This is a genomic window from Streptomyces spiramenti, assembly GCF_012034385.1.
In the GTDB taxonomy this organism is placed as follows: domain Bacteria; phylum Actinomycetota; class Actinomycetes; order Streptomycetales; family Streptomycetaceae; genus Streptomyces; species Streptomyces spiramenti.
On record NZ_JAAVJB010000024.1, the window covers coordinates 1 to 14,089 of the forward strand.

Annotated in this window: 10 protein-coding genes; 6 read left to right on the plus strand and 4 right to left on the minus strand. The window is 75.0% G+C overall.

The features are described 5' to 3' along the window. Nucleotides 1-77 precede the first annotated feature (77 nt). From eccB to mmuM, 5 genes are all read left to right on the plus strand, one after another. Nucleotides 78-1,559 (plus strand): type VII secretion protein EccB, encoded by a 1,482-nt coding sequence (gene eccB, locus HCJ92_RS05410; protein WP_167932267.1) that lies wholly within the window; start codon nt 78-80, stop codon nt 1,557-1,559. Further along, nucleotides 1,552-2,739 (plus strand): type VII secretion protein EccE, encoded by a 1,188-nt coding sequence (locus HCJ92_RS05415; protein ID WP_167932268.1) that lies wholly within the window; start codon nt 1,552-1,554, stop codon nt 2,737-2,739. Before eccB ends, HCJ92_RS05415 begins: the two co-directional genes overlap by 8 nt. A gap of 112 nt (nt 2,740-2,851) precedes the next feature. After that, nucleotides 2,852-3,562 carry a hypothetical protein gene (locus tag HCJ92_RS05420; protein ID WP_245240608.1) on the plus strand — a complete coding sequence of 237 codons (711 nt, stop codon included), beginning with the start codon at nt 2,852-2,854 and terminating at the stop codon, nt 3,560-3,562. A gap of 231 nt (nt 3,563-3,793) precedes the next feature. Then, nucleotides 3,794-5,854, plus strand: coding sequence for a BTAD domain-containing putative transcriptional regulator (locus HCJ92_RS05425; protein ID WP_167932269.1), 2,061 nt, complete (start codon nt 3,794-3,796; stop codon nt 5,852-5,854). Nucleotides 5,855-5,994: 140 nt separating this feature from the next. Further along, nucleotides 5,995-6,963, plus strand: a complete 969-nt coding sequence (gene mmuM, locus HCJ92_RS05430; protein ID WP_167932270.1) for a homocysteine S-methyltransferase — start codon at nt 5,995-5,997, stop codon at nt 6,961-6,963. Nucleotides 6,964-7,058: 95 nt separating this feature from the next. Here the strand turns inward: mmuM and argF are convergent, their stop codons facing one another. The 3 genes from argF to HCJ92_RS05445 form a co-directional block, all read right to left on the minus strand. Beyond that, nucleotides 7,059-8,057 (minus strand): ornithine carbamoyltransferase, encoded by a 999-nt coding sequence (gene argF / locus HCJ92_RS05435; RefSeq protein WP_167932271.1) that lies wholly within the window; start codon nt 8,055-8,057, stop codon nt 7,059-7,061. A gap of 292 nt (nt 8,058-8,349) precedes the next feature. After that, nucleotides 8,350-9,585, minus strand: coding sequence for an arginine deiminase (locus tag HCJ92_RS05440; protein ID WP_167932272.1), 1,236 nt, complete (start codon nt 9,583-9,585; stop codon nt 8,350-8,352). Between the two features lie 68 nt (nt 9,586-9,653). Beyond that, a complete protein-coding gene (locus HCJ92_RS05445; protein WP_167932273.1) occupies nt 9,654-10,571 on the minus strand; it encodes a TetR/AcrR family transcriptional regulator in 918 nt (305 codons plus the stop codon). 129 nt (nt 10,572-10,700) lie between these two features. Between HCJ92_RS05445 and HCJ92_RS05450 the strand changes: the two genes are divergently transcribed. Next, on the plus strand, nt 10,701-12,947 hold the full coding sequence (locus tag HCJ92_RS05450) for an ATP-binding cassette domain-containing protein (protein WP_167932274.1): 2,247 nt from the start codon (nt 10,701-10,703) through the stop codon (nt 12,945-12,947). A 57-nt stretch (nt 12,948-13,004) separates the two neighbouring features. Here the strand turns inward: HCJ92_RS05450 and HCJ92_RS05455 are convergent, their stop codons facing one another. Next, on the minus strand, nt 13,005-13,817 hold the full coding sequence (locus HCJ92_RS05455) for an SAM-dependent methyltransferase (RefSeq protein ID WP_167932275.1): 813 nt from the start codon (nt 13,815-13,817) through the stop codon (nt 13,005-13,007). Nucleotides 13,818-14,089 lie beyond the last annotated feature (272 nt).

A 14,089-nucleotide genomic window follows, 5' to 3' on the forward strand; every position in this document is an offset into this window, starting at 1 on the left:
CGCCCGCCCCGCCGGGCCGCAACCGGGCCGCCGTCGCGGCCCGCACCGGCCCGCCCACGACCCACCGGAGCCGCTAGATGGCCACCACCCGAGAACAGGCCGAGGCCTACGGCTACGACAACCGGCGTCGCGTCACCGGTCTGCTGCGCGGCGCCGACGAGGCGCAGCACGACCCCCGACGCCGGCTCAACCGCGCGCTCGGGGGCGGGTTCGCCTTCGGCGTGCTCATCATGGCGGGGTTCGGGATCGCCGGCTTCCTCGGCGGCGGCAAGGGGCCGGCGCTGCCGTCCGCCGGAGCGGTGGTCGTCGGTGACGACGGGGACCGGTACGTCGTCGCGGACAAGGTGGTGCACCCGGCGTTGAACCTGGCGTCAGCCCTCCTGGTCGGCGGCGGGGAGGTCACCGAGGTCCGGCAGTCGGTGCTCGACACCGCCGCGCGGGGACTCCCCGTGGGGATCCCTGGCGCGCCCGACGCGCTGCCCGGCAGGGACGCGCTGGTGGACGACGTGTGGACCCTGTGCGCCGTGCCCAGCGAGAGCGGCGGCGCGCCGGCCGACACCGCCCTCTACGTCTCGGTCCCCGGGGTGGCGCCGCCGGCCGGGGACGGCGCGGGCGCCACCGTCCTGGTGCGGGCCGAGGACGACACGCTGTGGCTGCTGACCGAGGGGCGGCGCCACGCCCTGTCCGAGAACGTCCGCGACATCCTGGAGCTGCGCCGGACGCAGCCGGTGGAGCTGCCCACGGAGGTCATCGCGACGCTGCCGGAGGGCCCGGCGCTGACCGTGCCCGAGTCCGGAGCCGGCACGGGTGACCCGCCGGCGGTGACGCTGCCGGTCGAGGCGCTGGTCGGGGACCTGGCCCACACCGAGTCCGGCGGTGCGCCGCAGTTCTACGTGGTACGTCCCGACGGGCTGGTCTCGGTCTCCGAACTGGTCCACACGCTGCTGCTGCCGGGCGCGGGCGCGGACCACACGCTGACGGCGGCCGACGCGGCGCGCGCACCGCGCGGCGCGGACGCGGCGCCGGGCGATCGGTCCTGGCCGGACGCCCTGCCCCGGGCGGACGAGCCCTCCCGCAACCAGCCGGTCTGCGTGTCGACCCCGCCGGGCGGGGAGCCCGGCGACGCGCCCTGGCAGGCGACGGTCCACCTCCCGCGGGTCATGCCGGAGCCGGCGGGGATGCGCCCGGTGACGACGGGCTCGGGCGACCGGCTGGGGCTGCTGGACCGCGTCTACGTTCCCGCCGGGGCGGGCGCCGTGGTGCGGGCGACCACGTCGGCGGCGGCCGGCGGGACCTACACGCTGGTCACCGACAGCGGCACCGCGTACCCGTTCGCCTCCCCGGACGCCGTGCAGCGGCTGCGCTACGACCCGGAGGCGGCGCCGTCGGTGCCCAAGAGCTTCGCCGGGCTGCTGCCGACCGGGCCGGTGCTGGACCCGGACGCGGCGGCGCGCGAGCACCGCGGCGGCGGGGACACGGGCGACAGCGGCGCGGGGACGGACCCGTCCGACGGCGAGGAGGCGGCCGACACCGCCGGAACGGGAGACGGGGATGAGTGAGCGTCGCGACGCGGGGACGCAGGCCGGCTCGGTCGCGGGCGGTGGCCCCCGGGAACGGCCCGGGGTCGGACGCTGGGTGGCGGCGCAGAGCGCCGTCGGCGTTGTCGCCGCCGGGGTCGCGTCGGCGAATCCGGTCGGGTGGACGCTGGCCGGCGCCGGGGCACTGGCGCTGGTGCCGCTGCTGACGCGCCGCGACCGCCGCGCGCTGCACGAGCCCCTGACGCGACGGCTGCGGCGCGGGCCGGTGGTCGCCGGCGTGAGCGCGGTCGGCGGCACCGAGGGGGCGGAGCGGGAGGGGCTCGGCCTGGTGCACCGGCTGCTGCCGGCGCTGGACGTGGTGGCCGTGCCCGACCGCAACGGCACGGAGCTGGGAATGGTCGCCGACGGCCGGGGGTCGGCCGCGCTGCTGGAACTGCCGGGCGGCGCGCTGCCCTCGCTGCCGGTGGGGCTGCTCGCCGCATGGCTGCGGGAGGACCCGGCGCGTCCCACCGGTGCGCAACTCCTGGTGGAACAGTTCGGGTTGCCGCCCTGGGACCTGCTCTACCGGTACCGGCCCACCGTGGCATACCGGCAGTTGCCCGCCCAGGGCGTGCCGGCGGCGGTGCGTTCCTGGCTGGTGGTGCGCCACGAGCCGCTGGAGGCACCGGACTCCGTCGCCCGTCGTGGCGGCGGGGTGCGCGGCGCAGGTTCGGCGCTGGCCGCCGCCACCGCTCGGCTCCGCGCCCGGCTGGCGTCCGCCGGTGTGCCCTCGGAGGTCCTCGGGCCGGAGCAGGTGCGGGCGGCTCTCCGTCAGTCGGGGGACGCGACCGGTGGGGGAGGACCGCTGCCCGGCCGCTGGGCGGGGGAGGCGGCCACGCACTGCGCGGTCACGGCGGAGGTCGGCGCGCAGGCCGACTGGGCCCGGTTGCTGGACGGGCTCGGCCGCGCCTCGGCCGACCGGATCCTCACCGGTGCCACGGTCGAACTGCGCGACGGCGTGCCGATGGTCAGGACGGTGGTCCGGCTGGTGGGCGCGGTGGGGGAGCAGGTGGTCGCCGAACGGGACCGGCTCGCCGCCGCCGCGCTGGTGGGCCCGCCCGCCGCCGACCAGGCCGCCGGGGTGCTGGCCACCCTGCCGTTGGCGGCGCCGTCCCGGTCGTCCGCCGCGGCTGCCGGCTGGGCGCTGACGGGGCGCCGGTGAGCTACCCGCCCGTCCCGCCGCCCGGCCGCCGGGCGCACGCCGCGCGCGGGCGGACCGGGCGTCCCGTCAGCGTGAGCAACCTCCTCGCCCCCCTTCCCGGAACGGAGCACCCATGATCGGCAGGACCGCGGACAGCGGCACGCACGGCGGCACGTACGGCGGGCCGCCGGACCTCGCCGGCCTGCCTGTGGTGGGCTGGCGGGAGGCGTCGCCGACACGGGGATGCTGGCTGACACCGGCCCGTGCGGGTCTGCACCTGGGGACCGACCGGGAGGGCAACGCCGTCTCCCTGTCGGCCCCCGGGCCGACCGGCACCCGCATCGGAGTGCTGGGCGAGTCGCTGTTCGGGCGGCTCTTCGCGCTGCGGCTGCTGGGCCTGGGCGCGCGGGTGACGGCGGTGACCCGGGTGCCGGACAAGTGGGCCCTGCTGAGGGAGGCCGCCGGGGACCGGCTGACGATGGCCGGGACCGCCGCGGGCTGGCCCGCGTACGAGCCCGAGCCGCCGACCGTCGGCGACGGTCCGCAGGTCCTCGTGACCGATCAGCGTCGTGCGCCGTCCGCCGCCGCTGCGGACGGACACTGGCGCACGGTCCTGCACGTCACGCGTTCCGCGCCCGCTCGCTCGGCCTTCTGGTCCGCCGCGGACGTGGTCCTGGCGCTCGGTGCCCCCTTCGCGGAGGCGGCCGGCCGGGTGCTCGGCGAGGACGCGCGACGGTTCGCCGAGGGGCTCGGCGGCGGCGAGATCGCGCTGTTCTGGCCGGATGGCGCGCACGTCCTGCGGCCGGACATCGCGCCCGCAGAGACGGAGCTGTTGACACCCTGACTCCAGGGTCCCGCGTGAGATGCGACCGACCGGGCGCTGGGGGCCTGTGCCCGTTCGGGGCCGTTCGGTGACCGCTGTCGGGCCGTTCGGCCCCGGTGCCGCGGAGGCCCGGCGCACGCACTCGATTCGCGACACAATTTGGCGCAGACTGGTTTGAGGTCTGCGAAAGGCCGTGCGAAGATCACCGATCCGGGCAACTGACGCCGTTGTCCCGTCGGTTGGGGAGTTCACTTGGACATCCGGCTGCTCGGCCCGCTGGAGGTGTCGGCGGACGACGGATCGCCGCTCGTGGTGAGGGGCCCGCTCCAGCGGTCGGTCCTCGCCGCTCTCGCGCTGCGTGCTGACCGGACCGTCCCCGAGGACGAGTTGATCCGCCAGGTGTGGGGCGCGGCGCCGCCCGCCGAGCCGGGTCACGCGCTGCGGCGCCACATCCGCGCACTCCGCGAACTCCTTCCTCCCGGCCGCCTCCCGGAGGTTCCCGACGGTCATCTGCTGCGAATATCGCGCGAGGAGACCGACCTCGGCCGCTTCCGCGCCGCCCTGGTTCGCGCGCGTGAGGTCGCCGCCGCCTCGCCCGAGGAGGCGGTGCGGCGGCTCGACGAGGCGCTGGAGCTCTGGCGCGGCACCCCGCTCGGCCGGCTGGGCTCCACCGCGCTGCGCGACCACGAGCTGCCGCGCCTGGCCGACCTGCGGCTCACCGCGCTGGAGGAGCGCGCCGAACTGCGGCTCTCCCTCGGCCGCCACGAGGAGCTGCTGCCGGAGCTGATCACCCTGGTGCGCGACCACCCGCTGCGGGTGCGGCTGGCGGGCCAGTTGGTGCAGGCGCTGCACCGCGGCGGCCGTGTCTCCGACGCCGCCGCCGAACTGAGCCTCGCCCACCAGCGGCTGGGCGACGCAGCTGCCGAACTCCGACTGGTGGAGGCGGGGTTGCGGGCGGAGGACGCGATGCTCCCGACCGGCCTCGCGGAACGGCTCGACCGCCTCGCCACCTCCCCGGAGATGAGCGGCCGGCTGGCCGCCTCCGTCTTTCCGCTGCTCGGGATCGCCGACGTACGCCAGTACAGTTCGGGCGCCGTCTCCGCGCTGGCGGGTTGCACGCCCCGGGAGGCGTCGCAGGCACTGGAGCGGCTGACCGCCGCCGGTCTCGCCCGTGGCCCGGTCGCCGGGCTGTACGCGCTGGGCACCGAGGAGCGCGCGGTGGCCTCCCGGCAGGCGGCGGCGCTCCCCGAGGCGCGTCGGCGGGCTCACCTGGCGGGCCTCGCGCGCTGGTATCTCGGCTCCCTGTACCGGGTCAACTCCCCGCTCTCGCTCCAGGAGCGGCACCGGCGCCGCTACCAGGACGGCGCGGACCGGTTCCCGCACGGCCGGCTCTTCACCTCCGCAGAGGAGTCGCTGGGCTGGGCGGACCACGCCCGGCAGGAAGTGCTGGCACTGGCACACCAGTTGTCGGCGCCCGAGTACGACGACGGCGGGGACCCGCTCGCGGGGAGGCCGTTGAGCGACTTCGCGCTGGAAGTCCTGCACGCCATGGAGAGCTACTTCCGCATCCGGCTCACCTGGCGGGTGCAGCGCCGCATGGCGGAGATCGCCCTCCGGGTGGCGCAGCGGCGGACGGACGTCCACGCGGAGGCGGTCGCGCTGGCCCAGTTGGGGCGGGTGCACAGCCAGCGCCGGGAGCCGGCCCGCGGCGTGGAGGTGCTGGAGCGCGCGGTGGAGCTCTTCCGGTCGGTGGGGGACGAGGAGGAGGCCCTCTACGCGCTGAGCGCGGTGGTGCCGTGCCTGGGGACGGCCGGGCGTCTGGACGAGGCGGTGAAGCTGTCGGAGGCCGCGCTGGAACAGGCCAGGGGGGCGGGGTTGGACGAGCTGTCCATAACGATCCGCCACAACCTGGGCCGCTGCCACCTGCTGCTCGGCAACCTCGCGCGGGCGCACCGGATGCTGACCGAGGGCTACGCGATGGCGGCCCGGGTGCCGTACTTCCGCGCGTACGGCGCGGGCGCCCTCGCCGAGTACCACCTGGCGACCGAGGACTGGGAGCAGGCGGTCCACTGGTCGGAACGGGCCCTCGGCCACGCCGCGGAACAGCCCTTCGACCCGTTCATGGTCGCCAAGCAGCGGACCCGCCGCGCCACCGCGCTGCGCGGACTCGGCCGCGAGCAGGAGGCGCGCGTGGAGGACATGCAGGCGCAGGCGTTGCTGGAGGACCTCAACCGCCGCGAGGAGAGCCTGCTGCGGGTGACGCCGGTGGGCGAGGAGCCGTTCGACCCGGACGCCGCGTCGGTCCAGGTCTGACCCGTCCGGCGACACGCCGCCGGGAGGACGCGCCGCACGGCCGGGCGCCCCGGTGCGCGGACGCCGCTCCCGGTGCGTCGGCGCTGCCCGGGACCTCGGCGCCGCCCGCGCTGTCCGGGAGCCCGGGCGACAATGGCGGTATGGAGGCGCTGCCCGACCCCCGGCACCCCGGTCCGCCCGTGGGCGACCGGTACCGGTCGCCGGCGTCCGCCTTGGCCGCCGGGGCGCTGCCCCTCGACGGCGGTCTCGCCGCGGAGCTCGCGGTGCGGGGGGCCGACCTCTCCGGGCCGCTGTGGACGGCCCGGCTGCTGCTGGAGGACCCGGCCGTGGTGACCGCCTGCCATGCCGCGTTCCTCGCGGCGGGCGCCCGGGTCCTGACCACGGCCGGCTACCAGCTCTCCCCGGCGGGCCTCACCCGCCGTGGCCTGTCCGCCGAGGAGGCCGCCGGGGTGGCGGCCGAGGCCACCGCGGTGGCCCGGGCGGTGGCGCGGCGGGCCACCGAACAGGTCTGGGTGGCGGCCTCCGTCGGGCCACTGGGCGCGGTGCGGGCCGACGGCGGCGAGTACCGGGGCGGGTACGGACTGAGCGAGGCGGAGCTGGTCCGCTTCCACCTGCCGCGCGTCGAGGCCGCTGCCGCGGGCGGTCCGGACGTGCTCGCCCTGGAGACCGTGCCCGACGCCCGGGAGGCGCGGGCGATGCTGACCGCGGCGGAGGCGGTCGGTGTGCCGGTGTGGCTGTCCTACACCGTCGCCGGCGGCCGGACGAGGGCGGGGCAGCCGCTGGCGGAGGCGTTCGCCGTGGCCGCCGGGCGGCCCGGGGTGGTGGCGGTGGGTGTCAACTGCTGCGACCCGGCGGAGGTGACCCCGGCGCTGCGCATCGCGGCAGCCGTCACCGGCCTGCCGGGGGTGGCCTACCCCAACAGCGGGGAACGCTGGGACGCCGATCGCGGCTGGCACGGCCCGGTCACGCGGACCGCCGCGTCGGTGGCGGACTGGTACGCGTCCGGAGCCCGGCTCATCGGTGGCTGCTGTCGGGTGGGCGCCCGCGAGCTGGCCCCGGTCGCCGCCGCGGTCCGCCGCCTCCCGCCGCCCGGCCGTCGAGGCCGATGAGTCCGGCGGACAGCCGGTCGAGCGGCGGCCGGGTCTCGGGCGCCGCCCCGGGCGCCGGAAGGACGGGCGGCCCTGTCGGTGCGGTGCGCCGGCGGTCAGGCGAGGGTGGCGACCAGCACGGCCTTGATGGTGTGCAGCCGGTTCTCCGCCTCGTCGAAGACCACGGAGTGCTCGGACTCGAACACCTCGTCGGTGACCTCCAGCGACTCCAGGCCGTAGCGCTCGTGGATCTCCCGGCCCAGCGCCGTGCCGAGGTCGTGGAAGGCCGGCAGGCAGTGGAGGAACTTCACGTCCGGGTTCCCCGTCGCGCGCAGCACGTCCATGGTGACCGCGTAGGGCGCGAGGTCCACGATGCGCTCCTCCCACACCTGCGCGGGCTCGCCCATCGACACCCACACGTCGGTGGCGACGAAGTCGGTGCCGGCGACTCCCTCGGTGACGTCCTCGGTGAGGGTGATCCGGGCACCGCTGGCGGCAGCCAGCCGCCGGGCCTCGGCGACGACCTCGGCCGCCGGCCAGTACCGCTCGGGCGCCACGATCCGGACGTCCATGCCGAGCAGCGCCCCGGTCACCAGGTAGGAGTTGCCCATGTTGAACCGGGCGTCGCCCAGGTACGCGAAGGAGATCTCCTCCAGCGGGCCGGGGTGGTGCTCGGTCATGGTGAGCACGTCGGCGAGCATCTGCGTCGGGTGCCAGTCGTCGGTCAGCCCGTTGTAGACGGGGACCCCGGCGTGGTCGGCGAGTTCCTCCACCGTCCGCTGGGCGCTGCCCCGGTACTGCACGGCGTGGAACATCCGGCCCAGCACCCGGGCCGTGTCCTTCGCCGACTCCTTGTGCCCGATCTGCGAGCCGGCCGGGTCCAGGTAGGTGGTGGAGGCGCCCTGCTCCGACGCGGCCACCTCGAAGGCGCACCGGGTGCGGGTCGAGGTCTTCTCGAAGATCAGCGCGATGGAGCGGCCGGTCAGACGCCTGACCTCGGTGCCCGCGCGGCGGGCTGCCTTCAGCTCGGCCGCCAGCTCGATCAGCTGGCGGAACTCCGCGGCGGAGAGGTCCAGTTCCTTGAGGAAGTGGCGCCCGGTGAGGTCTGTCGCCATGGTGGCTCCTGGGTCGTTGCGTCGGCGCGGCGAATGCCGGAAGTTGGAATTATATGCATTGGCAAGTATCGCTATGCGGCTCGGGGTCGTGTCTGTCCCGCGCCTCGGCCCCGGGGCGTGGCGACCTCGGACCATGTTGGGGACGCGCGTCGGATCGGCTCGCGGCGTCGGATGCGGTCAGCTGCACGGCGGAGGGGCCCCTCATGCCGTGCCGTATTCGGGTCTTCCCGACAACGCGGCAGGTGGCCGTGGCCGGCGTCGCGGGCCCGGCGGGGGGGTCTCCGACACGCTCTCAGCCCACCGCGTCCCGTTCCACCGGGCAGCTCATGCACCGCGGGCCGCCCCGGCCGCGCCCCAGTTCCCCACCGGGGATCTCCAGCACCTCGACCCCGCTGCGCCGCAGGTGGGCGTTGGTGGTGGTGTTCCGCTCGTAGGTGAGCACCACCCCCGGCTCGACCGCCAGGACGTTGCAGCCGTCGTCCCACTGCTCGCGCTCCGCGGAGTGGGTGTCCTGCGTGGCGGTCAGCACGCGCACCGAGTCCAGGCCGAGCGCCGCCGCGATCGCCCGGTGCATGTGCTCCGGCGGGTGGTCGGTGACCTTCAGCTCGTTCTCGGCCGCGCCGGGTTCGATGGTGTACGACCGCAGCATCCCGAGCCCCGCGTACTGCACGAAGGTCTCCCCGTCGACCATGGTCAGCACGGTGTCCAGATGCATGAAGGCGCGGGCCTTCGGCATGTCCAGGGCCACGATGGTCCGGGCCGAGCCCGCGGCGAAGAGTCCGCGGGCGAGCATCTCCACCGCCTGCGGAGTGGTCCGCTCGCTCATCCCGATCAGCACCGCGCCCGAACCCAGCACCAGGACGTCCCCGCCCTCGATGGTCGACGGGTAGGCGGCCTGCCCCTCGGACCACAACCGGAAGGGGCGCGCCTCGGCGGAGGTGAAGAGGGGATGGTGGTGGTAGATCGCCTCGAAGTGGACCACCTCCCGCTGGCGTGCGGGCCACCGCATCGCGTTGATCGACACCCCGTCGTAGACCCACGCCGAGGTGTCGCGGGTGAAGAGGTGGTTGGGGAGCGGCTGGAGGACGAAGTCGTCCGGTTCCATCGCGTGGAACCGCACCGAGGTCGGTTCGGTGTGGCGTTCCAGGAACTCCCGCTTGGTCATGCCGCCGACCAGCGCGCCGGCCAGATCCGACTCCGGCAGCTCCTCGAACACCTCCCGCAGGTGGTCGGTGGCGAGCGGCCCGTACTCCTTCTCGTCGAAGACGCGGTCCAGGACGAGGGCGCGCGCGGCGGGGATGGCCAGGCTCTCGATGAGCAGGTCCTGGAAGAGGTGGACGGCGACGCCCCGCTCGCGCAGCACCGCGGCGAAGGTGTCGTGCTCCTGCTGGGCCCGGCGGACCCACAGCACGTCGTCGAAGAGCAGGTCGTCCTTGTTGGACGGCGTCAGCCGCTTCAGTTCCAGGCCCGGACGGTGGAGCACGACACGGCGCAGTCGGCCGACCTCGGAGTCGACGTGGAATCCCATGTCCCTCATCCTGCCCGGCCGCGCCCGCTCACGCCCCCGATCCGGACGCGCGCCCGCCGTGCCGCCCGTCACTCCCGCGGTTCGCCCGTCCCGCGCCGTCCCTCGATCAGTACGGCCACCCCGTCGAGCAGCCGCTCCAGCCCGAAGGCGAAGGACTGCTCGGGTGGGATGCGGGCGCCGTGGAGTTCGCCCACGACCGGGCCGACGCGGTCGGCGACCGGGTAGCGGCCGTCCGGCCAGACCTGGCCCAGCAGCGGCTCCACCGCCTCCCACCACTGGTCGTCGGTCATGCCGGTGCGGTCGTCCACGTCGGCGGCGGCGATCGCGGAACGCGAGGCGCCGTGGACGTAGTTGGTGACCAGCTCCACCACGGTGTCCATCTCCACCTCCGACAGCCCCACCCGGTCCACGGCGTGCAGCGCCCGCTCGTACCAGTCCAGGACGTGCGGGCCCAGCGACGGGCGGGCGGTGGTCACCTGGAGCAGCCAGGGGTGGCGGAGATTCAGCTCCCACTCCAGGCGAGCCACTTCGGCCAGGCGCCCCCGCCAGCCGGACCCGGCGGCGTCCCCGGTCCCGGCTTCCCCGCCGTCGGCGTGCAGGGGGGTGGTGCGGGTGAGGTCGGCGCCGCCGGGCCCGGCGAGCACCCGGTCCAGCATGAGATCCACCAGCTCGGCCTTGCCGGGGACGTAGGTGTAGAGAGACATGACGGTGACGCCCAGCCGCGCCGCCAGGCGCCGCATGGAGAGCGCGGCCAGGCCCTCCTCGTCGGCGAGCGCGATCGCCTCGCGCGCGACCGCCTCCGCGTCGAGCCGGGGTCGCGGCCCGCGGGACGGTCGCGGCCGGGCGCCCCAGAGCAGCTCCATGGTGGCGCGCGGGTCGCCGGCGCCGATGCTGGCCGTGGCCTCCGGCTTCTCCTCCGGCTTCTCCTCCGGCTTCTCCTCCGGCTCGGCGGGGCTGTCGGTCGGTTCGGTTCCCTCGGTGTTCATCGGTGCTCCTTCGACAGGGCGGGCGGTCGTCGTCCGGTCGGGACCGAAGCCGGCCGCGACGGACGGCTCGTGCGTACTCCGTACAGTGTAGGGTGTCGATCTCCGTACGCTGTAGAGAGGTAGTGCCGCATGTCGACCGACGGTGAGATCGCAGTGGTCAGAGCGAGGGAGAACAACCTCCGCGAGGTGTCACTGCGCATACCGAAGCGCGGCATCACCGTCTTCACGGGGGTGTCCGGGTCGGGCAAGTCGTCGCTGGTGTTCGACACCATCGCGGCCGAGGCGCAGCGCCAGCTCAACGAGACGTTCACCGCCTTCCAGCGCGGCTTCCTGCCGCAGTACGGCCGCCCGGACGCCGACGCGCTGGAGAACCTCTCCGCCGCGATCGTGGTGGACCAGAAGCGGCTGGGCGGCAACTCCCGCTCCACCGTCGGCACCATCACCGACATCGCGCCGCTGCTGCGGTTGCTGCTCTCCCGCGGCGGCGCGCCGCACCACGGAGCGGCCCACGCCTACTCCTTCAACGACCCGCTGGGCATGTGCCCGGCGTGCGAGGGCATCGGGCGCACCACCGAGATCGACCTCGACGCCCTCGTCGACCGGTCGCTCTCGCTGAACGGCGGCGCCATCCAGCACCCCGACTTCGGGGTCGGCAAGTGGTTCTGGGACACGCTCGCCGGGTCCGGCCTCTTCGACAACGACAAGCCCCTGCGCGACTGGACCGACGTCGAGTGGCGGACCCTGCTGCGCGGCGGGGACGCGCTCGGCCCGACCCCCAAGGGGTACGAGGGGCTGCTGGACCGGTTCACGCGTGTCTACGTCCGCAAGGACACCGCCGACATGGCGGAGCGCAACCGCAGGATCTTCCTCCGGTTCGTCACCGCCGCCACCTGCGGTCGGTGCGAGGGCAGCCGCTACAACGACGGTGTGCGCGCCAGCCGCGTCGGCGGACACTCCATAGCCGACCTCTCCGCCATGGAGGCCACCGAACTCCTCGCCCTGCTGCCGACCCTCGCCACCCCCGACACCGGACCCGTCGTCGCGAGCCTCGTGGACCGCGTCGGCGACCTCGTCGCCATCGGCCTCGGCTACCTCTCGCTGGACCGCGAGACGACCAGCCTCTCCGGCGGCGAGTCCCAGCGCATCAAGATGGTCCGCCACCTCAGCAGCAGCCTCACCGACATGCTGTACATCTTCGACGAACCCAGCATCGGCCTGCACGCGCGCGACGTCCACCGCCTCAACGACCTGCTGCGCAAGCTCAGGGACAAGGGCAACACCGTGCTGGTCGTCGAACACGACCCGGACGTCGTCGCCGTCGCCGACCACGTCGTGGACATGGGACCGGGCGCCGGTGAGCACGGTGGTCAGGTCGTCCACCAGGGCACGCCGCAGACCCTGGCGGCGGCCGACACCGTGACCGGCCGGGAGCTCCGCCGCCGCGCACCGGTCCGGCAGGAGTCCCGCACGCCCACCGGTCGGCTGGTCGTCCGGGACGCCGCCCGGCACAACCTCCGCGACGTGACCGTCTCCGTGCCCACCGGCGTCGTCACCGCCGTCACCGGGGTCGCCGGCTCCGGGAAGAGCACCCTGGTCGCCGCCTTCCTGGAGCAGTACCCGGAGGCGGTGGTCGTTGACCAGTCCGCCGTCGGTGCCAACCGGCGCTCCAGCCCCGTCACCTACACCGGGATGCTGGACGGCATCCGCAGACTCTTCGCGCGCGCCGGGGGCGTGAGCGCCTCGCTGTTCAGCTTCAACTCGGCCGGCGCCTGCCCGGGATGCCAGGGAATGGGGGTCGTCTGGACCGACCTGGCGTTCATGGACGGCGTCCGCACACCGTGCGAGGAGTGCGGCGGTCGGCGGTTCCGCGAGGAGGTGCGCCGGCACACGTTGCGCGGGCGTTCCATCGACCAGGTGCTCGGCATGACGGCCCGGGAGGCGGCCGACTTCTTCACCGAGCCCGCCCTGCACACCGCAGCCCGCGCGATGGTGGATGTCGGGCTGGACTACCTGCGGCTGGGCCAGCCGCTCTCCACGCTCTCCGGCGGCGAGTGCCAACGGCTCAAACTCGCCACCAACCTGCACCGCGAGGGCAGCGTCTACGTGCTGGACGAACCGACCACCGGGCTCCACATGGCCGACGTCGGCCGCCTGCTGGGAATCGTGGACCGGTTGGTCGCCGCGGGAAACACCGTGCTCCTGATCGAGCACAACCTGGAAGTGATCAAACAGGCGGACTGGATCATCGACATGGGACCGGAGGGCGGCAGCCGCGGCGGCCGGGTGCTCTTCGAGGGCACCCCGAAACAGCTGCTCGCCAGCCCCGACTCGCACACCGCCGAGTTCCTCCGGCGCGGGGAGGCGGCCCCCCGCTGAGCGGGAGGCCGCCCGCCGGGCAGGCGCGACGCGGCTGCCCGGCGGGCGGCGCGGCGGTCAGGGCTTTCGCGCCACCAGCCCCCACTGGTCCATCTGGTCCGCGGGAGCGGGTGCCGCGGTGTCCGGGTGCCAGTCCGGGATCGGGCCGATGCCGGGCGGCAGGATCTCCAGCCCGGCCGCGGTCGCGGCCAGGTCCTCCCGGGAGCGCACGTAGTACGGCGCCGCGCCCGAGGCGGCGTAGTGCACGTTCAGCTCCACCATCGCGGGGGAGTCGATGCTGTCGCAGGTCACCAGGTAGGAGCCGGAGGGCAGCCGGCCCATGTACTCCTGCACCAGCTCCGCCGCCGGCCCCGGCTCGATGTGTCCCAGCATCGACAGCAGCATCAGCGCGATCGGCTGCTCGAAGTCCAGCGTCTCCCGGGCCGCCGCCAGAACGGTGTCCGGGTCCCGCACGTCCCCCTCGATGTAGACCGTCGAACCCTCCGGTGTCGAGGTCAGCAGGGCCTCGGCGTGCAGCAGCACCAGCGGGTCGTTGTCCACGTAGACGATGCGCGCGTCCGGTGCGTGGCGCTGCGCCACCTGGTGCGTGTTGTCGCCGGTCGGCAGCCCGGTGCCGATGTCCAGGAACTGCCGCACCCCGGCCTCGCGCACCAGGTGCCGGACGGCCCGGCCGAGGAACTGCCGGGAGGCCACCGCCAGACCGGCGGCGCTGGGGTAGTCCGCGAGCAGCTGGTCCACCAGCTGCTTGTCCACGTCGTACCAGTCGCTGCCGCCCGCGCAGTAGTTCCACACGCGGGCCGAGTGGGGGACGGAGGTGTCGATCCGGGAGATGATCTGGTCGCGGTCCCACTGGGACTCGTCTGCGCTCACGCGTTGCTCCGTTCGGGTCGGGTACGGCCCAGGCGGCCCGGCGCCGGCCGGCGGATGCGGACCGCGCCCGCGGAAAGGGGCGCGCCGGTCGTCGACGGGCGGGTGCCGAAGGCGACGCCAGGCACCCCGCACACGGATAGAGTGCGTGGCGTCACCATCAGTCAGGGTACTCCCGGGGCGCGTGGTTGCGCCGGGGAACGCTCCGGCGCGCGCCGCGCTCGGCGCCCCCCCCAGGCAGGCCGACCGGCCGCGGCGGTCGGCCCGGCGGAGCG

Bases quoted from the DNA above. Each gene is read 5' to 3' on its own strand.
- HCJ92_RS05420 (WP_245240608.1), top strand. From the start codon at position 2,852: ATGATCGGCAGGACCGCGGACAGCGGCACGCACGGCGGCACGTACGGC.
- HCJ92_RS05415 (WP_167932268.1), top strand. From the start codon at position 1,552: ATGAGTGAGCGTCGCGACGCGGGGACGCAGGCCGGCTCGGTCGCGGGC.
- mmuM (WP_167932270.1), top strand. From the start codon at position 5,995: ATGGAGGCGCTGCCCGACCCCCGGCACCCCGGTCCGCCCGTGGGCGAC.
- HCJ92_RS05440 (WP_167932272.1), bottom strand. From the start codon at position 9,585: ATGGGATTCCACGTCGACTCCGAGGTCGGCCGACTGCGCCGTGTCGTG.
- eccB (WP_167932267.1), top strand. From the start codon at position 78: ATGGCCACCACCCGAGAACAGGCCGAGGCCTACGGCTACGACAACCGG.
- argF (WP_167932271.1), bottom strand. From the start codon at position 8,057: ATGGCGACAGACCTCACCGGGCGCCACTTCCTCAAGGAACTGGACCTC.
- HCJ92_RS05445 (WP_167932273.1), bottom strand. From the start codon at position 10,571: ATGAACACCGAGGGAACCGAACCGACCGACAGCCCCGCCGAGCCGGAG.
- HCJ92_RS05450 (WP_167932274.1), top strand. From the start codon at position 10,701: ATGTCGACCGACGGTGAGATCGCAGTGGTCAGAGCGAGGGAGAACAAC.